18 protein-coding genes are annotated in these 22,849 nt (G+C 58.1%); 1 reads left to right on the top strand and 17 read right to left on the bottom strand.

The window, feature by feature from the left end; translation table 11 throughout:
• Window positions 1-32: 32 nt before the first annotated feature.
• The 5 genes from dat to A6M21_RS03490 all read right to left on the bottom strand — a co-directional run bounded on the left by dat (window position 33) and on the right by A6M21_RS03490 (window position 7,983).
• Complete coding sequence (gene dat / locus A6M21_RS03515; protein ID WP_066666509.1) at window positions 33-902, bottom strand: D-amino-acid transaminase; 870 nt, start codon at window positions 900-902, stop codon at window positions 33-35.
• A 167-nt stretch (window positions 903-1,069) separates the two neighbouring features.
• A complete protein-coding gene (locus A6M21_RS03510) occupies window positions 1,070-2,548 on the bottom strand; it encodes an MFS transporter (protein ID WP_242868748.1) in 1,479 nt (492 codons plus the stop codon).
• Between the two features lie 168 nt (window positions 2,549-2,716).
• The gene (locus A6M21_RS03505; protein ID WP_066666508.1) at window positions 2,717-4,099 is read right to left on the bottom strand and encodes a radical SAM/SPASM domain-containing protein; all 1,383 of its coding nucleotides are present in this window, start codon (window positions 4,097-4,099) and stop codon (window positions 2,717-2,719) included.
• A 51-nt stretch (window positions 4,100-4,150) separates the two neighbouring features.
• Window positions 4,151-5,524 (bottom strand): radical SAM/SPASM domain-containing protein, encoded by a 1,374-nt coding sequence (locus A6M21_RS03500; protein ID WP_066666507.1) that lies wholly within the window; start codon window positions 5,522-5,524, stop codon window positions 4,151-4,153.
• 563 nt (window positions 5,525-6,087) lie between these two features.
• Window positions 6,088-7,983 carry a PrkA family serine protein kinase gene (locus A6M21_RS03490; RefSeq protein ID WP_066666505.1) on the bottom strand — a complete coding sequence of 632 codons (1,896 nt, stop codon included), beginning with the start codon at window positions 7,981-7,983 and terminating at the stop codon, window positions 6,088-6,090.
• A 230-nt stretch (window positions 7,984-8,213) separates the two neighbouring features.
• On the opposite strand from A6M21_RS03490, the gene A6M21_RS03485 reads away from it, so the two are divergent.
• Window positions 8,214-9,224 (top strand): potassium channel family protein, encoded by a 1,011-nt coding sequence (locus A6M21_RS03485; RefSeq protein WP_066666504.1) that lies wholly within the window; start codon window positions 8,214-8,216, stop codon window positions 9,222-9,224.
• Between the two features lie 82 nt (window positions 9,225-9,306).
• On the opposite strand, the gene A6M21_RS03480 is transcribed toward A6M21_RS03485, so the two are convergent.
• The 12 genes from A6M21_RS03480 to A6M21_RS03420 all read right to left on the bottom strand — a co-directional run bounded on the left by A6M21_RS03480 (window position 9,307) and on the right by A6M21_RS03420 (window position 22,689).
• Window positions 9,307-10,323, bottom strand: a complete 1,017-nt coding sequence (locus tag A6M21_RS03480; protein ID WP_161485992.1) for a tellurite resistance/C4-dicarboxylate transporter family protein — start codon at window positions 10,321-10,323, stop codon at window positions 9,307-9,309.
• Window positions 10,324-10,687: 364 nt separating this feature from the next.
• Window positions 10,688-10,831, bottom strand: a complete 144-nt coding sequence (locus tag A6M21_RS18890; protein ID WP_201721825.1) for a hypothetical protein — start codon at window positions 10,829-10,831, stop codon at window positions 10,688-10,690.
• A gap of 185 nt (window positions 10,832-11,016) precedes the next feature.
• On the bottom strand, window positions 11,017-12,333 hold the full coding sequence (gene yqeC, locus A6M21_RS17755) for a selenium cofactor biosynthesis protein YqeC (protein ID WP_161485991.1): 1,317 nt from the start codon (window positions 12,331-12,333) through the stop codon (window positions 11,017-11,019).
• A 92-nt stretch (window positions 12,334-12,425) separates the two neighbouring features.
• Entirely contained in the window at window positions 12,426-13,148 is a 723-nt protein-coding gene (locus tag A6M21_RS03465; RefSeq protein ID WP_066666501.1) for a type 1 glutamine amidotransferase, read from the bottom strand.
• Complete coding sequence (locus A6M21_RS17750) at window positions 13,120-14,733, bottom strand: Mur ligase family protein (protein WP_242868760.1); 1,614 nt, start codon at window positions 14,731-14,733, stop codon at window positions 13,120-13,122. Before A6M21_RS17750 ends, A6M21_RS03465 begins: the two co-directional genes overlap by 29 nt.
• Before the next feature lie 322 nt (window positions 14,734-15,055).
• Window positions 15,056-16,018 (bottom strand): MBL fold metallo-hydrolase, encoded by a 963-nt coding sequence (locus tag A6M21_RS03450; RefSeq protein ID WP_066666499.1) that lies wholly within the window; start codon window positions 16,016-16,018, stop codon window positions 15,056-15,058.
• A 156-nt stretch (window positions 16,019-16,174) separates the two neighbouring features.
• A complete protein-coding gene (locus A6M21_RS03445) occupies window positions 16,175-17,077 on the bottom strand; it encodes a DUF4198 domain-containing protein (RefSeq protein WP_066666498.1) in 903 nt (300 codons plus the stop codon).
• A gap of 94 nt (window positions 17,078-17,171) precedes the next feature.
• The gene (locus A6M21_RS03440; protein ID WP_066666497.1) at window positions 17,172-17,975 is read right to left on the bottom strand and encodes an energy-coupling factor ABC transporter ATP-binding protein; all 804 of its coding nucleotides are present in this window, start codon (window positions 17,973-17,975) and stop codon (window positions 17,172-17,174) included.
• A complete protein-coding gene (gene cbiQ, locus A6M21_RS03435) occupies window positions 17,965-18,990 on the bottom strand; it encodes a cobalt ECF transporter T component CbiQ (protein ID WP_161485990.1) in 1,026 nt (341 codons plus the stop codon). The genes A6M21_RS03440 and cbiQ overlap by 11 nt, the downstream gene beginning before the upstream one ends.
• Before the next feature lie 122 nt (window positions 18,991-19,112).
• Entirely contained in the window at window positions 19,113-20,168 is a 1,056-nt protein-coding gene (cbiM, locus tag A6M21_RS03430; protein WP_066666495.1) for a cobalt transporter CbiM, read from the bottom strand.
• 369 nt (window positions 20,169-20,537) lie between these two features.
• The gene (locus tag A6M21_RS03425; protein WP_078060360.1) at window positions 20,538-21,923 is read right to left on the bottom strand and encodes a purine/pyrimidine permease; all 1,386 of its coding nucleotides are present in this window, start codon (window positions 21,921-21,923) and stop codon (window positions 20,538-20,540) included.
• Between the two features lie 130 nt (window positions 21,924-22,053).
• Window positions 22,054-22,689, bottom strand: coding sequence for an ATPase (locus A6M21_RS03420; RefSeq protein WP_066666494.1), 636 nt, complete (start codon window positions 22,687-22,689; stop codon window positions 22,054-22,056).
• Between the last annotated feature and the right edge of the window lie 160 nt (window positions 22,690-22,849).

The following is a 22,849-nucleotide window of genomic DNA, read 5'->3' as shown; positions in this document are numbered from 1 at the left end:
ACCGGCCGGCCCGGCATCCAGCTTATAACGGTTTATTCGCCGGCAATAGTATCATGCCAATACTCCGTAAAGGCGTTTTGTAAAGCGCGGGCAACCGGCCCCGCCGCGCCGTCGCCAATTTTAATTCCATCCATAGCAACAATTGGATGCACTTCGTGAATGGTATCGGTGATGAAAACCTCGTCCGCCTGCCGTAACTGTCCGACAGTAAACGGTTGCTGGCAAACCGTTATATTGAGCTCCCCGGCAATCTCCAATACTATCTCCTTGGTGATCCCCGGCAGGATAAGCGGTCCATCCGGATGAGTAAAGACAATCCCGTCCCGGACGATAAAAACGTTGCTTGAAGCGCCTTCAGTGACAGTATGCAGATCCCGGGCCAAAACCGCCTCATCGGCGCCGCGTCTTCTCGCTTCATCCTTGGCCAAAACGTTTGGCAACAAGTTCAAGCTCTTAATGTTACAATGCAGCCAGCGGTCATCGGAAAGGATTACCGCCTTTCCCCCCTGCTCAAATTGCTCCGGCGTGCGCAACGGGCAGGGAGTAATGGTTGCGCTCAACACCGGCGGCAATGGAGCGAGCGGAAAAAGATGATCACGGGGAGCCGCTCCCCTGGTTACCTGCAGGTAAACATAGCCATGTTCTATTTTGCCGTCCCGGATCAATTGTTCCGCCACCTTGTGCAGGCTCTGTTCCAGATCCGGGAAATCCATCCGAATCGCTTTCAAGCTGCGGGATAACCGCATCAGGTGACGCCGCATGGCAAACGGTTTACCATGATAGACACGAATCACTTCATATACTCCGTCCCCAAACTGATAACCGCGGTCTTCTATATTGACGGACGCCTTTTCAACCGGCATGACAGAACCGTTAAAATAACACAGCCTTGGCACGGGCATTCACCTCAAGGTATTATCATAATTAAAACAATTATTCCCTGTGCAAACGGCAATTCCTGCCGTGCACGGCAGCGTTTTTCATGTTTATCCAACCCAAGGGCTGGAAAAAATACCGGGGCGGTTAAGGCTGAAGCCGTCACGCCCCGGTGGAAAAGCCATGGAAAGGATCAAGTACCGGCGCTGCGCTCTCCCAACTGCATACCGCCGGATCCGGCCGTTCCGGCCAGCAAACAAACCAGTGTGCCCAGCAGGGAAACAAGCGCCGCCGCCAGATAGGCATCATGCAGGCCGGATAAAAAGGCGCCGGACGGACCGGCGGACAGGTGGGCGGTCCGGCGGGCGGCCAGCACCGCCCCGCCCAGGGCAATGCCCAACACCATGCCCACATTGCGGGTGGTGGCCAGCACCCCCCCGGCGACTCCCAGGCGGAAGCGGGGCACCGCACCCATCACAGCACTGTTGTTCGGGGATTGAAACAACCCGGTACCGAGGCCGAACAAGCTCAGCCGCCAGGCTATATCCAGCGGCCCGGCCGACTGGTTCAGGCCGGCCATGGCCAGCGCGGCAATGGTACAGATTAGCGACCCCAGAAAGGCCAACCCGCGCTGACCGGTCTTATCGGACAACGCACCGGAAAGCGGGGCAATCACCAGCACGGTAAGCGGGAAAGCGGTCATGGCCGCTCCCGCCCGCCCGGCGGAATAGCCCATTACCTGCTGCAGGAAAAAGGGGGTTAAAAACACGATCACGTACTGGGTCATGAAATTCAGCAGGGCGGCGCCGTTACCGGCGGAAAAAACACGGCTCCGGAAAAGTTTTAAATCCAGCATCGGCTCGGGCGCCCGTTTTTCCAGCAGAATGAATAAAACCAACAAAACAACGGCTGCCATACCCAGCAAAAAGATGGGGCGGGACCAGCCGGCGTCCCCGCCCCGGCTGGCAAACAAAAGCAGCGTGCCCAGCCCGCAAAAGGCCAGCAGCGATCCGGGCCAGTCAAATGACTGACGTTTTTCACTGCGCACGTCGGGCAGGATACGCCGGCACCACAGATAGGCAACAATTCCGATCGGCACATTCACGTAAAAAATTGCCCGCCAGCTTAATGTATCCACCAGCATGCCGCCCAGACTCGGCCCCAGGGCCAGGCCGAGGGCCACGGCCATCCCGTTCATACCCAGGGCACGCCCCCGCTCCCGGGGCGGGAAGGCGGCGGTAATGATAGCCGGGGACATGGCCATGGTCATGCCGGCCCCGGTGGCCTGCAGCGCGCGCAGGAAGATCAGCGCACCCAGACCGGGAGACAGTCCGCACAAAGCCGAGGTAACGACAAAAACCAACAGGCCGGCCAAAAACATGCGTTTGAAACCGAACATATCCCCCAACCGGCCGAAGGAAAGCAAAAAACTGCCCAGGACCAGCAGGTAGGCCATGGACACCCAACCGATCATTGACGGATCGACGCCGAAAACTTTGGCTATCGCCGGCAGTGCTATATACACAATGCTGGCATCTATGGGTCCCATAATGGAACCAAGCAGAACCGCCGTCAAAACGCGCCACCGGCCGGCATATTGCTGCTCTTCCACCGTCCCGCCCCCCATCTCCTTGTATTCACGCCCCGCCAGGCAGGTGTACCGGATTAACACAGGCAATCAACCCGGTCACGCCGCCGACGGCCGAAAGGCGGCCGTTTTTCCCGGGGCGGCGTTGCGGGTGAAGCGGCCCGGGCGGTAGCCCGGCGAGCGCCGGCGGACAGGAAACGGACTCCACTCTCGCGACCGGCGCCACGCCGGACTCCCCCGCACTTTACCCAATCATCCCGCCCGGCCGGTTTCTTCTCTTTGTTCAAACGGTTTCCGGCGCCAGATACTGTCGGCCAACCGCCCCCAGTTACAGGCGTAGGCCTCCATCTTGCCCGCAAACTCGTCCACCGTTTCACCGTGGCAAGGACCCAGTTCGGTCGGGTGGGCGCCGGATTCATGCACCATTTCCCGGAGCATTTCCGGATGATCGATAATCGGACAGGGACGGCGCAAGTTGAAGTCAAAAGGCTGACGCTTCTGGTAGGCGCGGAAGAGAGGATTTTGCAGGGCTTCGCGCAAAGTCAACTGCTTGATGTTGCAGGTGCTGTAATGGACGAAGGCGCAGGGCTCCACCTCACCGGCGGCATTGATATGAAAATAGCGCCGCCCGCCGGCGATGCAGCCGCAGCTGGCCTCGCCGTCGTTCCAGAAGTCGACCAGGAAAATGGGCCTGGTTTGCCGGAAATATTGAATGCGGTCAAACATGGCCGCCCGCTGCTCCGGCGTGGCCATCATTTCCAAATCCACATCCTTGCCGATGGGGATGTAGGTGAAATACCAACCATATGATACACCTTTTTCAACCAACAAATCAATAAACTCCTCACTGCCCAGTTCATCAATGTTGTTCCGGGCATAGGTGACCGAGACACCGAAAACCGTCCCGGCCTCCCGCAGCAAGTCCATTGCCCGCATCACTTTCCGGAACACGCCCCGGCCGCGGCGGGCGTCGGTGGTTTGCTCAAACCCCTCCAGGCTCAGGGCCAGAGTGATATTTCCCAGCCGGACCATTTCAGCGACAAACTTTTCATCCACCAGCGTACCGTTGGTAAAAAGGTGAAAAACCTGTTCCGGATGGCGTTCAGCCAGGGTCAAAATATCGTCTTTGCGCAGCATCGGTTCGCCGCCGGAAAGAACGATAAAGTAAATACCCAGTTCTTCCGCTTCCGCAGCCACCCGGTCCATGAGCTCAAGGCCCAGTTCATTGCCATGTTGATAATTGCCGGCCCAGCAACCGAGGCAATGCAGGTTGCACTTTTCGGTCGGATCCATCAGGATGGCCCAGGGAACGGCGGCGCCGATTTTTTGTGCCCACTCTTTCTGCCGGGGCACTCCGACAAAGGAAGCGTTGACAAAGAAATTTACCGCCATGCGCCGGCGAATCTGCGGGTGTGTACGCGTCAAAAGGTCCCGCGCGAACCGGTACCAGTTCCCTTCCTTATCGCCCAACACTCTTTTCACATTGGCCACCATTTTTCGGTGGTTGTCGTCCCGGACCAGTTTTTCGGCCACATTCACCAGCGCGGCAATGTTTTTTTCCGGTTGGCGAAGGATAAACTTGATGCCCTGCTCCAGCGTTTTTCCCGCCAGATAAGTATCCGCACGCATTTTCATCATTTTGTCCTCCTTTCAACAGCGCGTTGTTCACTCCCCCGCAATTGCCCGCTACATGCCACCTGCCTTTCTGGCCGCGTGTTTTTCCTGCCAGACGGCATCGGCCACTTTGCCCCAGGCCGCGGCACGCTCGTCCAGATGGCAGGCGACGGTTCCCGCCAACACCGTTTCCGCCCCGGCATGGGTGGGGTGGGCGCCCGATTCGGCCACAATCTCGCGCAGCGCCTGCGGTACGTCGATGATCGGACAGGGACGCAGGTAGTTGCCGTGAAATGGCTGCCGTTTTTGATAGGCTTCAAATAAGGGCGAAGCCAGCACCTCACGCAGGCTTTTTTGATTAATATTATCCACGGCGAAATGTACGAATGCACAGGGCTCCACTTCCCCGGCGGCGTTGATGTGAAAGTATTCCCGCCCGCCGGCGATGCATCCCCGGGTGATCTCGCCGTCGTTCCAGAAATCGCCGATCTGGATTGGCTTGTGGGTGCGGATATAGGGGATCCTTTCCGCCAGATAAGCCCGCTGCTCCGGTGTGACCATCAAATTCACGTCGGGGTTGCGCCCGATCGGCACATAATGGAAGGTCCAGCCGTAAGTCGCCCCCTTCTCCACCAGGAAGTCGATGAAGTCATCCCCGGTCACTTCCATCACATTGTGGCGGGTAATGGTGATCGAGACGCCGAAGATGACCCCCCGTTCCCGCAATAGATCCATGGAGCGCATCACCCGGTCGAAAACGCCTTTCCCCCGGCGGGCGTCCGTGCCCTCACGCCAGCCTTCCAGGCTGATAGCCGGGCTGAAATTGCCCGCCGCCGCCATCCGGCCGGCCATTTGCTCATCAATCAGCGTGCCGTTGGTATAGGCCATAAAAGTTATTTCCGGGTGCTTTTCAATCAGGTCAAAGAGTTGCGGGTAAATCAGCGGTTCGCCGCCGGAGAGCACAATCCAATAAACACCCAGTTCTTTGGCCTCCTCAAAAAGCCGGTCCAGCCGGGCGGGGCTTATGGAGTCGGCTTTGGCGTATTTGCCCGCCCAGCACCCGGCGCAGTGCAGGTTGCAGGCGCTGGTGGGGTCCACCAGAATGGCGCTGGGGATGTGTACGCCGAACTTTGCGGACAGCGTTTCCCGGTCCGCCCCGCGCACGATCGGATCCACGAACCAGTTGTATACCAGCCTGCGCTTCACATTGGGATTCGTTCCGGTCAACAGGCGGTTGATAAACTGATGGATGGCCGGATTGTTCTGATAATAGCCGGTGATCTGATCCAACATCTCCCGGTGCTCGTCCTGCCGGGCCAGTGTGCGCAGGAAACCAAGCACCCGTGGGAAATTCCGGTCCGGTTCCCGGGAGGCATAGGCAACCACCCAGTTCATCGCCTTGGTCGAAAAAATTCTTTTCACCGACTGCAGCCCTTCATTACTCATCTGGATCACCCCTCATGTTTAATGTGCGGACTGATTGCTCACCACATATTTTACTTTACGAATTATTTTATCACCGTCGTTTTTGCTGTCAAGCATGACCAAAAGATGTTATCTGCAGCAAACCGGACTCAATTTATTTTTTCCCGGAAAGAAAGCTTTTATGTAGCTGCAAACTACGGCTTAAATAATCCGCAGCCCACCGCGCTTTCATGCCGGACCGGAAAGCCGGCGCGAATCCTCCCGGAAAGCGTGATTGCGGACTCAAAGCCAAAACCGCCGTCGCAAAAAAGGCCGCCGCTGCGCCCCGTCCGGCATCAGTACAGCCCGCCCGGTTTTTAAGTCTCTTGCATAAGTGCAGCAAGGCCCGGAAAAGCCGAATTTTCCCGGGCCTTGCTCTGCGTTTGGCCTGTGTGTGATCACTTTTTTACAGATCACACCAGCCTAGCTTTGGTTGTTTACCTTTCGCTTCAACCGGTGTTTCGGCCGTCCACTCACCCGTCCGCACTACAATATTTCAGCCCGCCGCGGGAAAACGCATCTCTGGCGGATACCGGACGTTTTCCCTAACGGTTCAACAAACTGCCCACATACTTCAACAGTTCGTTGGCGCAGATGGCGCAGTAACCGTACTCGGCGATCAGTTTGGCGCTGACCTGGTTGATACGCTTCAGCTGCTCGGCATCGGGAGTCTTGGTGGAGGTGGTGATTTTAACCACATCTTTCAAATCGGCAAACAACTTTTTCTCCACCGCCTCACGCAGCCGTTCGTGAGAGGAGTAGTCGAACTTCCTGCCCTTGCGGGCGTAACTGGACAGACGGATCAGGATCTCCTCCCGGAAGCTCTTCTTGGCGTTTTCCGAAACGCCGATCTGTTCCTCAATGGAGCGCATCAATTTTTCGTCCGGGTCAATCTCTTCGTCTGTAATCGGATCTTTCAGTTTGACACCGTTACAAAAAGCCTCCACATTATCCAGGTAGTTATCAAACAAAATGCGTGCCGATTCTTCATAGGAATAAACGAAGGCCTTCTGGACCTCTTTTTTGGCCAGTTCGTCATATTCCTTGCGGGCAACGGAAATAAAGTTCAACAGCCGGTCCTTTTCCTCCTTGGTAATCGAGGGATGCTGATCCAGACCTTCCTTTAAGGCCCGCAGTACATCCAGCGGGTTGATGCATTTGGTGGAGGTGCGGATCAACGCCGAGGACAGGCGGTTGATCACATAGCGCGGATCCACGCCGCTCATGCCTTCATCGATGGCCTCGTTATGCAGTTCGGCAACGTCCTTTTGCTTGAACCCTTCCACATCCTCGCCGTCGTACAGCTTCATTTTTTTGACCACGTCCATGCCTTGTTTTTTACTTTCCTTCAATCTTGAGAGCACGGAAAAAATGCTGGCCACTTTCAGGGCGTGAGGCGCAATGTGTACATCCCTCAAGTCACCCTGCCGGATTAGCTTTTCATAAATTTTGATTTCATCGGAAACTCGCAGGTTATAAGGAATTTTCATCACAATAATGCGGGACTGCAGGGCTTCGTTTTTCTTGTTGCTGATAAAAGCCTTGTATTCATTTTCGTTGGTATGGGCGACAATCATCTCGTCGGCATAAATCAGGGCAAAACGGCCCGCTTTGAAATTCCCTTCCTGGGAGAGGGAGAGCAGGTTCCAGAGAAACTTCTCGTCACATTTGAGCATTTCCTGGAACTCCATCAAACCACGGTTGGCGATGTTCAATTCACCGTCAAAGCGGTAGGCCCGCGGGTCCGACTCCGAACCATACTCGGCAATGGTGGAAAAATCCACACTGCCGGTCAGGTCGGCAATATCCTGGGATTTCGGGTCCGAAGGGGTAAAGGTGCCAATCCCCACCCGGTGCTCTTCCGATAAAAAAATACGCTCCACCATCACATGTTCGATCTTGCCTCCGTATTCCGAGGCGAGCATTTGCCGGCAGGACGGGCACAGTTCCCCCTCCACAAAAATGCCGTACACTTTTTCAAATTCAGCGCGCAGATCCCGGGGAATCAGATGCAATGGTTCTTCGTGCATGGGACATCCTTTAATGGCATACAATGCGCCCTGCCCGGTACGTGTATATTTTTCCAGGCCCCTTTTCAGCATGGCCACCAGTGTGGACTTACCGCCGCTCACCGGTCCCATCAGCAGCAAAATCCGTTTGCGCACATCAAGGCGCCGCGCCGCCGGGTGAAAGTATTCCTCGACCAGCTTATCCAGAGTTTTGTCCAGGCCGAAGAGCTCGCTGGCAAAAAATTGATATTTCTTCACTCCGTCTATTTCTTCAACCCCGGCATCCTTGATCATGTTATAGATACGGGCATGGGCAAGCTGACTCACCCAGGGACGCTCCTTGACAATTTCCAGGTATTCCTGAAAGGCGCCTTCCCAGGCCAGTTGTTTTTCCAGCGACCGGTGATCCTCCAGTCGTTTCAAGAAGTCCATGTGCTCACTCCTTTGCGGCGTAAATTTCATTATGCATCTGGTCTTCAGGGTAGGATATTTCTGAACCCGCGGTGAATAGTACATTATATGCACGGGTAACCGGAAGCAGTATCCGTTAAGCCTGATGCAAAATTGAATTTTAGACATTCTTTGACAACTCGCCGCTAAAACGGACGGTTTTGCATTCATGCCGACGGCGGTTGATAATTTTGGGCGGGAAGTGAAATTGCTTGTCCAGGCGGTCTTTTTTCTTTGCCCTGCTCAGTCTGACTTTGCTGGTGTCCGTCGGGGTGGCCGGTTTTATTCTTCTTGAAGAAAAATCTTTTTTAAACGCCCTTTGGATGACCGTAGCCAGCATTACCGGTGTGGGTTTCGGAGACATGGTGCCGCACACGGTGCCGGGAAAAATTATCGATATGGTGCTGATGGTGGCCGGCCTGGGGTTGTTTACCTACGTGCTGGGAACTCTGGTGGTGGGTTTGGTGGAGGGGCGCCTCGGTAACCTCTGGGGGAGGAAAAAAATGAAACAGGCCATAAACAACCTGCAAGACCACATTGTACTCTGCGGCGCCGGACGGGTGGGCCGGGAGGTGCTGACCCAGCTAAAATATGACGGTTCGCCCTTTGTGGTGATCGAAAGGGACCCGGCTTTTTTGGAAATGCTGCAGGCGGAGGGGGTGTTGCACATCGCCGGCGACGCCACGGAGGATCGTGTCCTGCTGGAAGCCGGAGCAAACCGGGCGCGGGCGGTAATCACCACCCTGCCCGAAGACGCCGGTAATCTCTTGATTACCATAGCCTGCCGGGACTTCAACCCGTCAGCGCGGATCATCGCCCGGGCCAACCGGCCGGAGGGCATTCCACGCTTGAAAAGAGCGGGAGCGGACTGTGTGATCTCGCCGGCCGCCATCGCCGGAAACCGTATGGCCCTGGCCGCCTTGAAACCGGCCAGTGTGGCCCTGGTGCAGACTTTGATTGAAAAACCGGGGGTGAGCCTGGAACTGGAGGAAATGCTGGTCTGCGCCGGCGCACCCATGGATGGGGAGGAACTGCGCCATTCGCGGCTGAAGGAGGATTACGACACCCAGTTGCTGGCCATTGTGCGGGGTGAGGAAACGCTGGTCAACCCGAAAGGTACCGAGGTGTTCCGCCCCGGGGATCTGCTCATCGTCTTCGGCCCGGCGGAAAAGATATCCCAGCTTGAGCCCAAAGTATGCCAGGCTGGCGAGGCGGAAAAATAAAACGTTCCGGCGGGCATTCCCCGCCGGGAGATTTGTAGCCGGTTAGAAACAGATCATCAATAACACGGATTCCCCTCCATATTTACTCCCGCCCGGGATGAAAGAGTATATTCAACCAAACAGCCACCCAGGCCAGCAACCCCGTCCAAACAGCAATCCGTCCCATATTTCTCAACCATTCCATTTGGAAATAGGTACCCATGGACAAACAGGCCAACGCATACATACCAACCGGGAACACTATGCTCCAAAAGGCGGGGTCCGGTTTAAATGAATACCTCTTGCAAACATGCCGCCAAAAGCCGATCAGCAGAAGAAGGGGAATCCACCAGGTTGCCCAGGCCCATAATAGCAATACCATGCCCATTATGAACGGGCGCAGAAAAATAACAAGGGATATCGAACCGCCGGTATTCAGGATGGTCATTCCGGCAACTGCCGAAATTGACGCCGCCCCCATGCCGACCCAATAAGAAGGGGCCATGTTTTCCGGATTGATCCGGCTGAAAAAAAATTTGATCAGGATAAAAAGAATAATAATCAAGTAAAAGAAAATACCAGCCAGCCATAAAGAAGTTGATAAAAAACAGAAGGTTCTTTTAAAACCAATTTTTGCTAAAACAAGCGTACTCAGAATAACCAGCGATTGTGTGCCCACCACAAGCATCAGCCAACTGCCGTTAACTGCTTTCGGCAGTGGTTGCTGATTGTACATAATGAGCGCGGCAATGGTAATGAAAAGGAAGAATATCCAGCTTAAGGCACCTGTGACCAATAATAAAAGCGAAAGCCCGAACAGACACCCCGAAGCCGCCCGTATCCCTAAAATGTTACATGCCGTGACAAAACAAAAAAAATTAAACATGAGCACCGGATCGGTGGCTTCCAGAAGCAGCCCTTTCCGGTTTAACAGCAACCGGAATAAATAAAGAACGACCAACACCAGGAAAAATAGAACAGCCAGATACCAAAAAAGATTGGAAATAAAGAACAATCCCAGATCAAAAGTACCCAGCGATAAAACAGTAGTGGCAAGCACCAGTGTAAAATGACCCGGATAAAGCCGGCGCAAATGTTCTTTAGCAAGATTTAATCTCATCTTGGTCATAATCCACCCAGGTTAAAGATATTTTTAATTTTATATATTTTAGCACCATACTTGTAAACGGGCAAAGCGGGGCGGGGCAAAGAGTACAAAATACAACGGCCGTTTCCGGTAAAAATGAAGTCCATCCGGTTTTCTCTTGATAATGCGAAACTCTTGCCGGTACAAGCAGGAAGGATTTTTCCCTTCAAAAGCTGCTTCACCGGAAAATACCTGAAAAAAAAAGGTGCCTCCAATGACACCCCGGTGAAAATTCAAACTGCAAATAAAAACCCACAGCCGCTGATGCGGCGCCGCCCAAAACGCCGTACCTTAAATTCCTTATCAAGCGGCGCCGGACAATTCTACTTTGCGCATGTTATGCCGGCAGGGCGGCACCCAGGTCGGCGACGATGAAATGCTTTTCCGTTTCCCAGAGCGCATTCAACTCATCTTCGTTGACGAACCGGTAAAAAACTTCGTTACCCTCAATCCAGGTAACCAGGTAGGCCGTGTTTGTCATTTCCTGACCCCCCTGCTCTTTGTATACAATATATTTAACACAATATTAACAGAAAAAAACCACCCCGGCAAGGGGGCGAGCGAAGTTTTTCAAAAAATATTTTTGCTCAGAGGTCCGTACGGCTGCCCATGCCATGAACAACGATATTTCCGCCTTACGCCGGGCAAAAAATAACGTGAATATGCTCAAAGCCGCTCTTTACATCCACGCAAATACTGTTTTATCAACGCCAGATCCGCACCGGTGTCTATGTCTTGAAGCACACCCCGGTCGTCCACCGGCACGGTCAGGCGGCGTTCAAACCCGTTAATCACCTCCCGGCCTCCCGCTTCACCCCGCAGGGAGAGCAGGGCCGGAAAGCATTCCCGGCTGAAATATACCGGATGCCCGCGCCTTCCGTTATGCACGGGGTAAGCCACCCGGTGATTTCCCCGCTGTACGGCTGCCAGCAGGGAAAGCAGCGTGCGGCGGCGCAGCAGGGGCATATCGCCCAGGAAGATCAGCGCCCCGCGCATGTCTTCCCCCCCGCCGTTCTTTTTACTCAGGGCGGCAATGCCCCGGGCCAGCGATGATCCCATCCCCGCCGCCCAACCGGGGTGTTCCACCGTCTGAAAACCGTGCTTTTCAGCTATTTCCGCCACTCCTTTGTCAGCCCCGGCAATCACCAAACGCGGGTAAAGCGGCGTGGAATTGATCAATGCCAGCACCCGGCCCAATACCGTCCGCCCCCCGCAAGGGGCCAGCAATTTTCCCCCGCCGAAACGGCTGGCGGCGCCGGCCGCCAGCACCACCGCGGCCACGGGTGAAGCAGGCGGCGAAGAAACCCAGTCATTTTCAGTCCACCACCAGCCCGGGCAGTAGCGGGACATTTTTTCCAACAGCCGGTGCGGCCCGCGGTTCACCATCAGCAAACGGGCATTTCCGGGGATCAGCCGCTGCAGATATTGCCGCTGGTACAGGCGCAGGGCGGACCAGAGGGCCGAATCCACCCGCCGGGGCAAATTGATCAGTTCTGCCGCCGCGTCTTTTGCGTGCAGCACTTCCGCCACCGGCCTGCCCAGGGCACGGGTGGAAGCCAGGCAGATTACGTCCGTTACCCCGCGGGGTAACACCGGCTCACCCGGACGCCAAAATTTAAGAGGCAACCCCCGGCTGCCGTCGGCCTCCACCAGCAGGTAATCATAATTGCCGGACAGGAGCGGGAAAAGAGCCGGATCAACGCCGGCCACCTTTCCCGCCGGGTCAATTCCCGCCCCCCACAAATAAGGAACACGGCCCGGCGGGGAAACGGGCGGAGGCGAACCAAGCCATAAAGCGGCCTCCTCCGGCGCCGGTGGATAGACCCTGGTGGTGGTGCTTAGAAGCACCCGCCACCCCTGCCGGTGCAGGTAACGCCCCAGTGTGTAAAGCAAGGTGGTCTTGCCTCCGCCGCCGGTTAACGCCACCACCGCCGGACGGCGCAAAAACAGCCGGACCGCTCTTGCAGCAAGACAGTCCTGCATCAAAACCCCCCCTTGCATTCCGGCCGCCCGGAGCACGGTGATTGCACTCTTCCGGATAACCCCGTCCAGCCGGATGAAACACTGCCTTTGGATTACCGTAACAGCCGGTGAAGCATCACATCCCCGGCGGCCTGTTCCAAAGCATCGTCCAGGGGTGCCAGCCCGCCGGGCAGTCCCCGGCGCTGCATGGCGAGGCGGATCAGGTGATCGGTCAGACGCGGGTTTTTCGGTAATAACGGACCGTGCAGGTAGGAGCAGAAAGTGTTTTTATACCGGGCTCCCTCGCCGCCGTCCCGGCCGTTGTTGCCGTTACCGGCCAGCACCCGGCCCAGGGGGGCGGTGCTTCCCAGTACGGTCTGGCCGGAATGGTTTTCAAAGCCTACGATGCGCACTTTTTCACCGGCCAGTTCAACTTCCACCGCCACGTTGCCGATCAACCTTTTCCGGCCCGCTTCGGTGTAAAAGTCAAGCAGGCCCAGCCCGGGAATGGTCCGGCCCTCCAGCGTGCGGTAGTAACGGCCCAGCAACTGATAGCCGCCGCAGATGGCCAGCACCACCAACCCGTCTTCAACGGCCGCCTGCAGGGAACCGGCCCGCTCCATCAAATCTTCCGCCATCAGGTTCTGTTCCCGGTCGGAACCGCCGCCCAGGAAAAGAAAGTCCATTTCCTTGAAATCCACTTTTTCGCCCAAATTGACCGGGCGCACCGTTACCTCCAAACCGCGCCAGCGGCAGCGCCGGGTGAAGGCAATCACATTGCCCCGGTCTCCATAAAGGTTGAGCAGGTCAGGATACAGATGGCAGATTTGCAACATGTTTCTGCTCCCTTTCCGCGTAGCCGCTCAAAATCCGTTCCACCGGCCAGAGGGCGGTATAGGTGGCCAGCAGGCAGGCCGCCCGCCCCGGACCGTCCAGCACCAGGCGCACGGCGTCCGTCAGGCTGTCGCAAACCCGGATCTTGTCCACCGGCACCCCGGCGTATTTGAGGCGCACGCCCATCTCCGCGCCCCGTAATCCGGTGCAAACGAACTGGGCAACCGGGCGGTGGCCTTCCTCCAGCACCTCGAAATCCACATCCCACAGCCAGGAAATGTCCCGGCCGTCGGCATCATTATCGTTGATGGCAATGAGCACATCCACCGGCCCGTCCATGGCCAGCAGGGCGGCCAGACCCTCGTTGAAGCCGGTGGGGTTCTTGACCAGGTTCAACAGCACGGTTTTTTTACCCCGGTAATTGAAACGCTCCATCCGCCCGGTGGCCGGGGTGTAGGCTCCAAGGGCGGCAATAATGGTGTCAGGATCAATGCCCAGCAGCAGTCCGGCGGTGAAGGCGGCCAAACCGTTGTAGAGATTGTACAGGCCGTGCACGGGGATGACCAGCGACCGGCCGCCCCCCGGAAAACGGATGCGGCAGGCGCCGGCCGTGCCCGCCGCATGTGCCTCCAGTCCCTCCACAGCCGCCTCCGGCCGCGTAAAACCGCAGCCGGGGCAATGATAATTGCCCAGTTGACTGTAGTGATAATAGGCATAAACCAGTTCGCTGCCGCAGCGGGGGCAAAACTTGGCTTCCCGGGCGGCGGCGGCCTGCCGGGAAACACCGGCGTGCGCCCCCAAACCGTAATAAACGGCCGTCAGGCCAGTTGTTTGGGCAAACTGGGCCACCAACGGGTCGTCGGCATTGAGCACCAGCCGGGTAGCCGCCGGACAAGGTATGCCTTCCACCGGAACGGTAGATTCCCGTCCGTCCCGGTGCACCGCGCCGGACGGCTCGTCAGTCCCGGCGCCGGCCGCCGGGAGGGCGGCGCCCGGCCCGTCTTTGCCGGTGCGGGTTGCATTGCCGGACGCATCTGTCACGGCGGGGCCGGGCTGCCCGGAAAGCGGCCCATCCGCAAAGAGGCCGTTTCCGGCAAGGGACGATTGATCCAGTTGTCCGGGATAACTCCCGTCCCCCGGCATGTCCTGCAGGGCGTCTTTGATCAGGGTGATGGTTTTATCCAGCTCACCATACCGGTCCAGCTGATCACGGAAAAAGTTGGTGATCACCACTATACCCGGCCTTACCTGGCGGGTAACCCGGGGAAAGGAAGCTTCATCCACTTCCAGCAGGGCATAGTCGCAGTCCACCCGCCCGGTAACGGTGGCCCGTTTGAGGAAAGCCGCGGTCACCCCGGTGATCAGATTGGCACCCTCGGTGTTCACCACCGTGGAATAACCGGCGGCCGACACCACCCGGGCAATCATATTGTTGGTGGTGGTCTTGCCGTTGGTGCCGGTGGTCATGAGCACGCCCCGGCGGGGTTGCCGGGCCAGGCGGCGCAGTATTTGCGGGTCTAATTTCAGCGCCACCATTCCGGGCAGGGACGAACCCTTGCCCCGTCCCAGCACCCGCACCAGCCACATCACCAACTTGCCGGCCCACAGGGCGATCAAGAAACGCAATTATTTTCCCTCCAAATCAAAAAGCCGCGCCGGAAATAAAAGCCGGTCGCCGGCGGCCGGCATACCGGGGCACGCCTGTTGATCCCACCGGCAAAGCTGCAAAATAAATGGGGTGACGATGCCGGCGGGAACAATGCGGCCATATTTCTTAACCATATTATAGTCAAAATCTACTTTCACCAGTCCTGCACCACTGCCGGATCCCCCCTGGCTAAAACCGGAATCCCGTTTTAAAAGTATGCTCCCCAGCCGGCCCGCCGCTTCCGCCGGGCAACAGCGTGTCTCAAGCGTCCCCGGCCGTCCGGTAATAAACCACACCCGCCTTCTTTTGCCCCCGCACCCGGCCCCGGCTTTCCAGCACGTCAAGGTGCGCCTGCACCTCTGAAAGACCGAGGAAGTTATTGAAACCTTTCAGGTCCGGATAAAGCCGGCGGCTCAACTGAAAAGCGGTCATCTCCCCGTTTTGCCGCAGCAGGCCGGTCAGTTCATCGCAGCGCTCCCGGTGATGCTGTTGTGACGCCGCCACCACCGGACGATAATCTGCCATGGACTCCCCGTGCCCGGGCCATACCCGTTCAATGTCCATGGCCTTGATTCTTTCCAGACCGGCCAGGTACTGGGTGAGGCTGGGGTTGCGCCGCAGCGGGTTTTCCGGATCCGGCTCGAGCATCGGGTTGGGGGTGATGTGCGGCAGCAGGAAGTCGCCGGAAAGCAGCACTCCGCCCTGCCGGTCGTAAAAACAGAGGTGTCCCGGGGCATGACCGGGCAGGTGCAGTACCTGCCAACTGCCCCCCTCAAAGGGCAGTTCTTCGCCATCCAGCAGCGTGACCACATTTTCCCCGCAGACAAACGGCTTGGGTAGCCTGTCCCGGTCGGCGGTGACCAGGCGGATTACTTCCTCCGGCACTCCGGCCTCCAGTACAAACGGCAGCCGGTCGGAAACGAAATCGTAATTCCCGCTCAACTTGGGCAACTCATAAGGGTGCAGGTAGACAGGCGCACCGGACAGTTCATGCACCCACTGGGCCAGACCGCTGTGGTCCGAATGGTAATGGGTGAGCATCACCCGTTCAATTTGCTCCAGTTGCAGTCCCTGCCGGACCACTCCTTCCCGCAGCACTTCCCGCGCCTGCTCCGTATCCGGGCCGGGATCCACCAGGGTATAAGGCCGGGCGGTAATCAGATAGGCATTGACCGGACCCACCGGATAAGGCGTGGGCACAACAATGCGGTGTACGGGTAACAATGGGCATCCCCCCTGTTCAAAAACACAGCTTTAGCCCCGCTGTTTCCGACGGGAAACAGCGGGGCCGCCATAATCTTACTGGTTTACCGGCACGCAAAAATTATACCATCACAGACTGAATATTACAACCGGTCACCAAATCCAATAACGGCAATGTTACCGCACACCCGGAACGACCAGTGTGGCGGTCAACTCCAGGCCGTCATACTCACCGGCCACCGCCCCGGAAGCATCGGTATGATTGACAATGAACATCCAATGACCTTTTTGCTCAAAGGTAAAAGCTACTTTTCCATCCGGTCCGGTCAGGCCGGCCCGGGGATAATCCGCGCCCTCAAAGAGATGATAGGTCGCCCTGACGGTTGCGCCGGCCAGCGGCCGCCCCCGGTAGAGCACCTGCAAATCAAGGCTGTCTCCCGGATGAAACGGCCGCACTGCCGCCGGGACAATGTCCAGGCCGCCCGCCAAAGCAACGCCGTGCCCGTGTTCATGCCCGGAATCGTGCGCATGCGCATGCTCATCCCCGTGCCCGTGACAGCAGGACACATGTTCATGGCGCCCGGCATGCGCGACGCCGTGCCGGTGGCCGTGTTCCCCGGCATCATCGCGGCGCCCCGGGTCATGGTGGTGTGCGCCGGCCAGGTTCACACCGTGGCCGTGCACATCGTGTCCCACCGGCACGGTTACCCGCGCCCACTGGTAATAGCGGGCGCATTTCAGCGCCTGCGGGTGCTCCCGGCGCGAACCTTCCTTTACCGTCCCGCCGGGCAATGTACAGAACACGCCGGCGTCGTTTTCCACCACCACGGTGTACAGACCTTCCGCACCGGCCGGCAGGTAAAGCATGTGATACAGGCCTTCCCCGGGCAGCGGTTCCAATTCGTGCCGGACGCCGTCCGGCGCCAGGGCGTAACAGCGCCAGTGTTCGGCCCGGCCCATGCCGTCCCGGCGCATCATATGCCCCCAGAGGGCCTTCACCTCAATTTCCCCGCCGGTGTGAAAATGCAGGTGGGTGGGCTCCAGCCACACCTCATGGCCACGTACAATGTCTGTATGCATCAAAAAATACCTCCAATCAGGATAATTGCCTGTTCAGAAAAATGAAACTGTACGGACGCCCCGGCACCATCCCCTTGCCCAGTCCCGGCCGGCACTAACCGTGGGCGTGGTAATGCCGGTGGCCGCCCTCGTGCACATGACGGTGAAACTGTTCGTCCACCAGGTTCACCCGCAGCAGCAGTTCCCGGTCGCTCAAAACTTCCTCCGGTGTGCCGGTGGCCACCAACCGGTGGTCCTCGCTGAAAACCAGCACCCGGTCGGCGATTTCATCCACCATGTCCAGGTCATGGGTGGCGGTGACCAGTGTCTTGCCGGCCGCGTTGAGCTGCCGGAGCAGGTTGATCAGCCAGCGCCTGGTGCGTGGATCCAGTCCGTTGGTGGGCTCGTCCAGTAGCAGCATTTCCGGGTTGATCGAAAGCACCGAAGCGATGGCCACCTTTTTCTTTTCCCCGCCGCTCAGTTTAAAGGGCGGCCGGTCCTGAACATGCTCCAGGCCCAGCATGGCAATCACCCCTTCCACCCGCCGGCGCACCTCTCCGGGCTCCAGACCCATCTGCACCGGCCCGAAAGCGATTTCTTCCCATACACTGGGATTGAACAACTGCGCCTCGGAGTTTTGAAACACAAAGCTCACCCGCCGGCGGAAGGCGAAGGAAAATTCCTCCCGCGCCAGGTTTGCTTCGTTTAATATTTCCCCGAAGGCGTAAATACTTCCCCGGCCGGGAAACTGCAGCCCGTCCAGCACCTTGAGCAGGGTGGACTTGCCGCAGCCGTTGGCCCCCAGCAGAACCACCTTTTCCCCCCGGTAAATGGACAGGTCGATGCCGGTCAGCGCTTCCTCCCCGCCCGGGTATTGATAACTGACGTTTTTCAGTTGAAATAATATTTCACCAGCCAAGAATGCGGTCACCTCCCAGGAAAAATACGCCGGCCGCGATCATAAACCCGGCCCACAGCCAGTCCAGCATACGCATCTGAAAGACGGCCAGGGCCCGGGGACGGCCGGTATAACCGCGGGAAACCATCGCCGCGTGCACTTCCTCGCTTACAGCGTAGGCCTTGTTCCACAGGGCGCCCATCGCCCCGGAAACGAAGCGCCGCTGTTCTTTGCTGGAAGTACGGCCCACAGTGCGGCTTTTCCGGGCCACAAACATGTCGCTGGCAGTCTGTAAAAAAAGGTATATATAGCGGTAGGTCATTTCCAGCACGGTGATAAAAATCTGCGGCACAAAAATTATGTTTAATGTCTTTAACAATACCGGCCAGCGGGTGGTCAACGTAAGTAACACCGCCAGGGAGACGGACGCCCCCACCCGGATGACAAGCACCAGCGCCCCCAGGGCGCCCTGACGGGTAATAGCGAATGTTTCCGGCATCACCCAGGGTCCCAGATGAAACTGCCGGCCGAAGTGAAACAGGGTGAGCAGGGGATCGCCGGGGCGAACAAGATTGAAGATGGAGGGCAGCACAATGATGCCGGTAAATAGAGGTACCACCAGCCACACCCGTTTCAAAAAGGAACGCAGCGGCACGCGGGAAACCAGGGCCAGCCATATAATCCAGAGATTGAAGACGATCAGGGCGGCCGGATGATGCATTAACCCGGCCACGATAATTAAAAACAGGGTGGTGAGCACCTTGACCCGGGGATCAATGCCCTGCAGCAGCCCCGGCCGGGCGGCGATTTGCCCGGCGAAAAACTCTTCCCGCATCACCCGGGCCATTTCATCGATCGTTTTCTCCACAAAGCCGGCGCGGCTCAGTTTGCCGCGCAAACAGTTGCAACCGCCGGCCTCGCCGGCCGGCTCACGGCTGTCAACGGCCGGCCCGGTGGTCCGGCCGGCAGTTGACAGCCGGCCGGCGGCATGGCGGCAAGCCCCGGAAACTTGACCGGCAACCGGATCAACTGCCACCGGACTGCCTTCCCCATTGTTTTTGCCACGGTTACGCTCCTCCCCATTTTGCCGCGGACGCTCCGGAGGGGAAAATGGCTCCTGATTTTCCAGGAGCCATGCCGGTATTTCCACCTTATCCATTACTTGATTTCCGTCCCTTTTGCTTTTTTGTCCGGCGGGAAAACATCCCGGCCGGCATTCTTTTGCGCCCGGCTGAAAAGGTAAGTGATCCCGGCGATGACGGCCACACCCACTACAGCGGCCAGAATGTATCCTGTGGCCGACTGCAGAAAACTATGATCAAATCCGGGCAAACCATAGTCCGGCATCAAAGCGTGCCAGCGGTCGGCCATTTGCTGCATGCCGGCCGGAATGTAGCCCAGTTTATCCTTCAACTCGCCGACTCCCCACTCACCCCAGGCCGTCCCCAGGGCCAGCAGGCCCAGCGGCGTAAAAAGGACCAAAATAGCCAACCCCCACCACAGCTTTTTGTAGCCGCGGGATTCCACCGGCGCCTGCACGCTTTCAATAGAAAGCAGGGCGGGGTTGTTGACCTGCAGATAACGGATGACCAGGGCGGTGATTACCCCTTCAATCGGTCCGGCGACGGCCAGGTGGGCCAGTGCCATGGCCGGCAAGGCCATGCTCAAAGGGTAGGGGCAGTATAACGCTGATCCGTTCGCGGCGTGGAAAAGCAAGGGCTGCAGGCCGAACTCCGTGCCCGCACAGACAGCGGCCAGCACGATGCCGATGTAACCGCCCGCCAGACCGCCAATCCAGCGCCGGGCTGAAGATACTTCCGAGCGGCCGGCAATCAGCCGGTAAATATAGTATGCCGAAAAGGGCAGCACAAAAACCATATTGAAAGCATTGGCCCCGAAGGCCAGGATGCCGCCGTCGCCGAAAAGCAGCGCCTGGATGGCCAGAGCCACGGTGATGCTGATGCTGGCCGCCCAGGGCCCCAGAATCACGGCCAGCAGCGCCCCGCCTACGGCGTGCGCGGTTGTTCCGTCGGGAATGGGCACGTTATACATCATGATAACGAAGGAAAAGGCCGCGCCGATGGCCATCAAGGGCACATAGCGGGTTTTCAGGGTCTGCTTGACTTTCTTGACCGCCGTGGCCCAGACGGGCAGCATGGCCGCCCCCATCACGGCACAGGTCTGGGGGCTGAGGTAACCGTCGGGTATATGCATTATGAATGCCTCCTTTGTTTCAACAGATATCAACTCCGCTCCACCGGACACCCGCACTTTTGCCGCCGTACCCGGCCGCGGGTTGCACTGCGGATTAACTGAAAAGCCGTGTGGTCGATCATTTCCGCACTCCCGGAAAGTGTAGAAAAAAGACCACGCCAGTCCACCCGCGTCCTGCAGGCCAGACCTTCGTGGTCGTTTGGTTTCACTTATTTTCTAATGTCCGGGTCAACCGGCCGCCCGGGACGCCTTCCTGACGTCCATGGTTAAAAAAGCGGCCCGTTTTCCTTTAAAGAAGATTCTATCTCTTATTATTCGACCTGTCAACAGATTATCCTGCCCGTAAAAAATACTTTTTGACGGCAGGCTTTAATTTCCGGAAGCAGCCTTCTTTTCAGCGCTGCTTTCCGCCGGACGGGCAGCAAAACGCCTGGCGGGCAGGAAAACGTGCTCGAGTAATATGCAGATTAACATCCCGGCAATAAAACCGTTGCCCAGAATATAACGGAAGAGCGCCGGCAGGCCGGCCAGGGCGGCCGGCGGCATAAACATGGCGCCGGTGCCGAAAAGCAGGGTAAATCCAACCACGTAGAAATCCCGGTTGTCCAGCTTGAGCCGCAGGTAATCCCGCAAACCGAAGCCCACCATCTGGCAGAAAGAAACCAGCAGCACCGAATAACCCACCGGGACGGGAATGGACGACAGGAAGGCGCCGACCGGAGGCAGCAGGCCGAGTATCATCATCAGCACGGTAAACACCATAAAGGGCAGCCGGGAAGCCACCCGGGTCATACCGACCATGGCCGCCCCGGCGGAAACGGGAACAACCCCCACGGTGGCCCCGGCCCCGGCCAGGATATCGGCCAAACCGTTGAAGGCAACGCCCCGGTCATAGACCCGGCGGGAGGCCTCCCGGCCGATCGTCCTTTCCATGGCCAGCACACTGGCCACCAGGTTGCTCAACACCAGCAGGCCGGTGAGCACGCAGGTTACCACTATGCCGGCGTCAAAGGTGGGCCGGCCCCAGGCAAACAGACTTGGCCACTGGATCAGCCCCATACCGGCCCAGGGCGCCGGGGGGGCCATCTGCAAAGGCAGGGCCAGCAGCCAGCCTGCGGCAATGCCCACCAGCACCGCCACACTGCGCACAAAGGGGCGGCCTTTCAGGCTGGCCCAAAAGACCACCGCCACCACGACAGCGGAGAGGAACATGGCCCGCAAGTCTACGTCCGGCGAACCGGGACCCGCCCCGAGCATTCCCTTGACCAGCGTACCGCTTAATTGCAGGCTTAACAAAATGAGCACCGAGCCGGTGACCGGCGGTGTAAAAAGTTTGAGCGCACTCCCGATTAAACGGCTGGAGCCGATCAGCACCAGCACCACGCCGGCCAGGATCAGGCCCATCTCCAGATCGGTGCGCAAAAGGGCCATTGACTGGCCCAAACCGGGGGCCAGCGCGGCCAGAGTGATAAAGACGCCCCACCACATGCCGGAAGGGCTTTCCATAATCGGCAGGCGGTGTCCGAAAAGAATTTGCAAAAGGGAGGCCAGACCGGTGAAAAACAAAGTGCGCTGGGCCAGTGAGGCGATACCCGCCGCATCAAGCTGCAGTGCCCGGCCCAATACCAGAGGCACCACGGCCAGGTTGGCCAGAGTGAAAACAAGCCATTGCAGGGCGTAAACCAGCGTGCGGGCGGCCGGCGGATTTTCCTGCAAGTCATAGAGCAATTTTTGTTTGGTTTCTTGATCAGTCATCCCATTTGCCGCGGCGGTCCTGGAATGCCGCGTCCCCCTTACAATTAAATGCATTAAGCATATTATAACATAACCCGCCCGGACGGGGAAAACTTTTGCGGACCCCAAACCGGCGGGCCTGCTCCATTGCCTACACCCGGCGCAAAACGCTGCACCCCTCGCGCAATTCCACCGTATAGGCCAGGTCGGCCGATTCGGCCAGGTGCTGGTTATGGGTGACCATGATCACCTGGCGGTGGAATGATTCGGACAGTGTTTTCAAAAAAACGGCCACATTGGGAGCAAATTCATCGGAAACGTGCTTGCCGGGCTCATCCAGGAGCAGTGGCCCGGCCAGGGCCGGGCGGGCCGTTTCCAGCAGGGCCACCCGCAGGGCGAGGGAAATCACGTCTACCACCCCGCCGCCCCGGGCGTCCTGCGGCCTTGTCTTCACCTCCACCCCGCCGTACCGGCTGACCACGTAAAATTCCGCCTCCGGATGGCCGCGGCGCTGCAACAGTTCCACCTTGAATTCCAACTCCGGCCCGAAGACCAGTTGCAGCGCTTGAGTGACCATGTACTCCACCTGCTGGCGCGCCTGCTCCCGGGCATAGTCCGAGGCCTCCTGCAGGAGCAGGCGTACTTTTTCCAGCAGATCGGAGGCGCTGATCAATGCACGTTGTTTTTGGACCGCCTGCGCACGCCTTTGGCGCAGAATCTGCGCCTGGCCCAGGCGGCTGTGATAATAGCGCGCAAACTCCTGTAAACCGGTGCTCAAATGTTCCATCCAACCCACACCCCCAACAGCCGGCCCGCTTTTGACCGCCCGGCCGGTTACACATTTGATTTCATTAACCCGGCATAGAAAACGGGCATTGATCGCCGGTCCCCGCTACCGGGCCATCCCCGCCCGCCGGACTGCGCTGATCAACTTTTTGCCCGGCCCA

Source organism: Desulfotomaculum copahuensis, from assembly GCF_001655685.1.
GTDB lineage: Bacteria > Bacillota > Desulfotomaculia > Desulfotomaculales > Desulfovirgulaceae > Desulfotomaculum_G > Desulfotomaculum_G copahuensis.
Note: the sequence above shows the minus strand (reverse complement) of the source record. Positions and strands in the feature narration are given on the sequence as shown.

Bases quoted from the DNA above. Each gene is read 5' to 3' on its own strand.
- A6M21_RS03490 (WP_066666505.1), bottom strand. From the start codon at position 7,983: ATGGACTTCTTGAAACGACTGGAGGATCACCGGTCGCTGGAAAAACAA.
- yqeC (WP_161485991.1), bottom strand. From the start codon at position 12,333: ATGCAGGACTGTCTTGCTGCAAGAGCGGTCCGGCTGTTTTTGCGCCGT.
- A6M21_RS17750 (WP_242868760.1), bottom strand. From the start codon at position 14,733: ATGTGGCTGGTGCGGGTGCTGGGACGGGGCAAGGGTTCGTCCCTGCCC.
- A6M21_RS03465 (WP_066666501.1), bottom strand. From the start codon at position 13,148: ATGTTGCAAATCTGCCATCTGTATCCTGACCTGCTCAACCTTTATGGA.
- cbiM (WP_066666495.1), bottom strand. From the start codon at position 20,168: ATGCATATACCCGACGGTTACCTCAGCCCCCAGACCTGTGCCGTGATG.
- A6M21_RS03505 (WP_066666508.1), bottom strand. From the start codon at position 4,099: ATGAAAATGCGTGCGGATACTTATCTGGCGGGAAAAACGCTGGAGCAG.
- A6M21_RS18890 (WP_201721825.1), bottom strand. From the start codon at position 10,831: ATGACAAACACGGCCTACCTGGTTACCTGGATTGAGGGTAACGAAGTT.
- dat (WP_066666509.1), bottom strand. From the start codon at position 902: ATGCCCGTGCCAAGGCTGTGTTATTTTAACGGTTCTGTCATGCCGGTT.
- A6M21_RS03480 (WP_161485992.1), bottom strand. From the start codon at position 10,323: ATGAGATTAAATCTTGCTAAAGAACATTTGCGCCGGCTTTATCCGGGT.
- A6M21_RS03445 (WP_066666498.1), bottom strand. From the start codon at position 17,077: ATGCATACAGACATTGTACGTGGCCATGAGGTGTGGCTGGAGCCCACC.
- A6M21_RS03425 (WP_078060360.1), bottom strand. From the start codon at position 21,923: ATGACTGATCAAGAAACCAAACAAAAATTGCTCTATGACTTGCAGGAA.
- A6M21_RS03500 (WP_066666507.1), bottom strand. From the start codon at position 5,524: ATGAGTAATGAAGGGCTGCAGTCGGTGAAAAGAATTTTTTCGACCAAG.
- A6M21_RS03420 (WP_066666494.1), bottom strand. From the start codon at position 22,689: ATGGAACATTTGAGCACCGGTTTACAGGAGTTTGCGCGCTATTATCAC.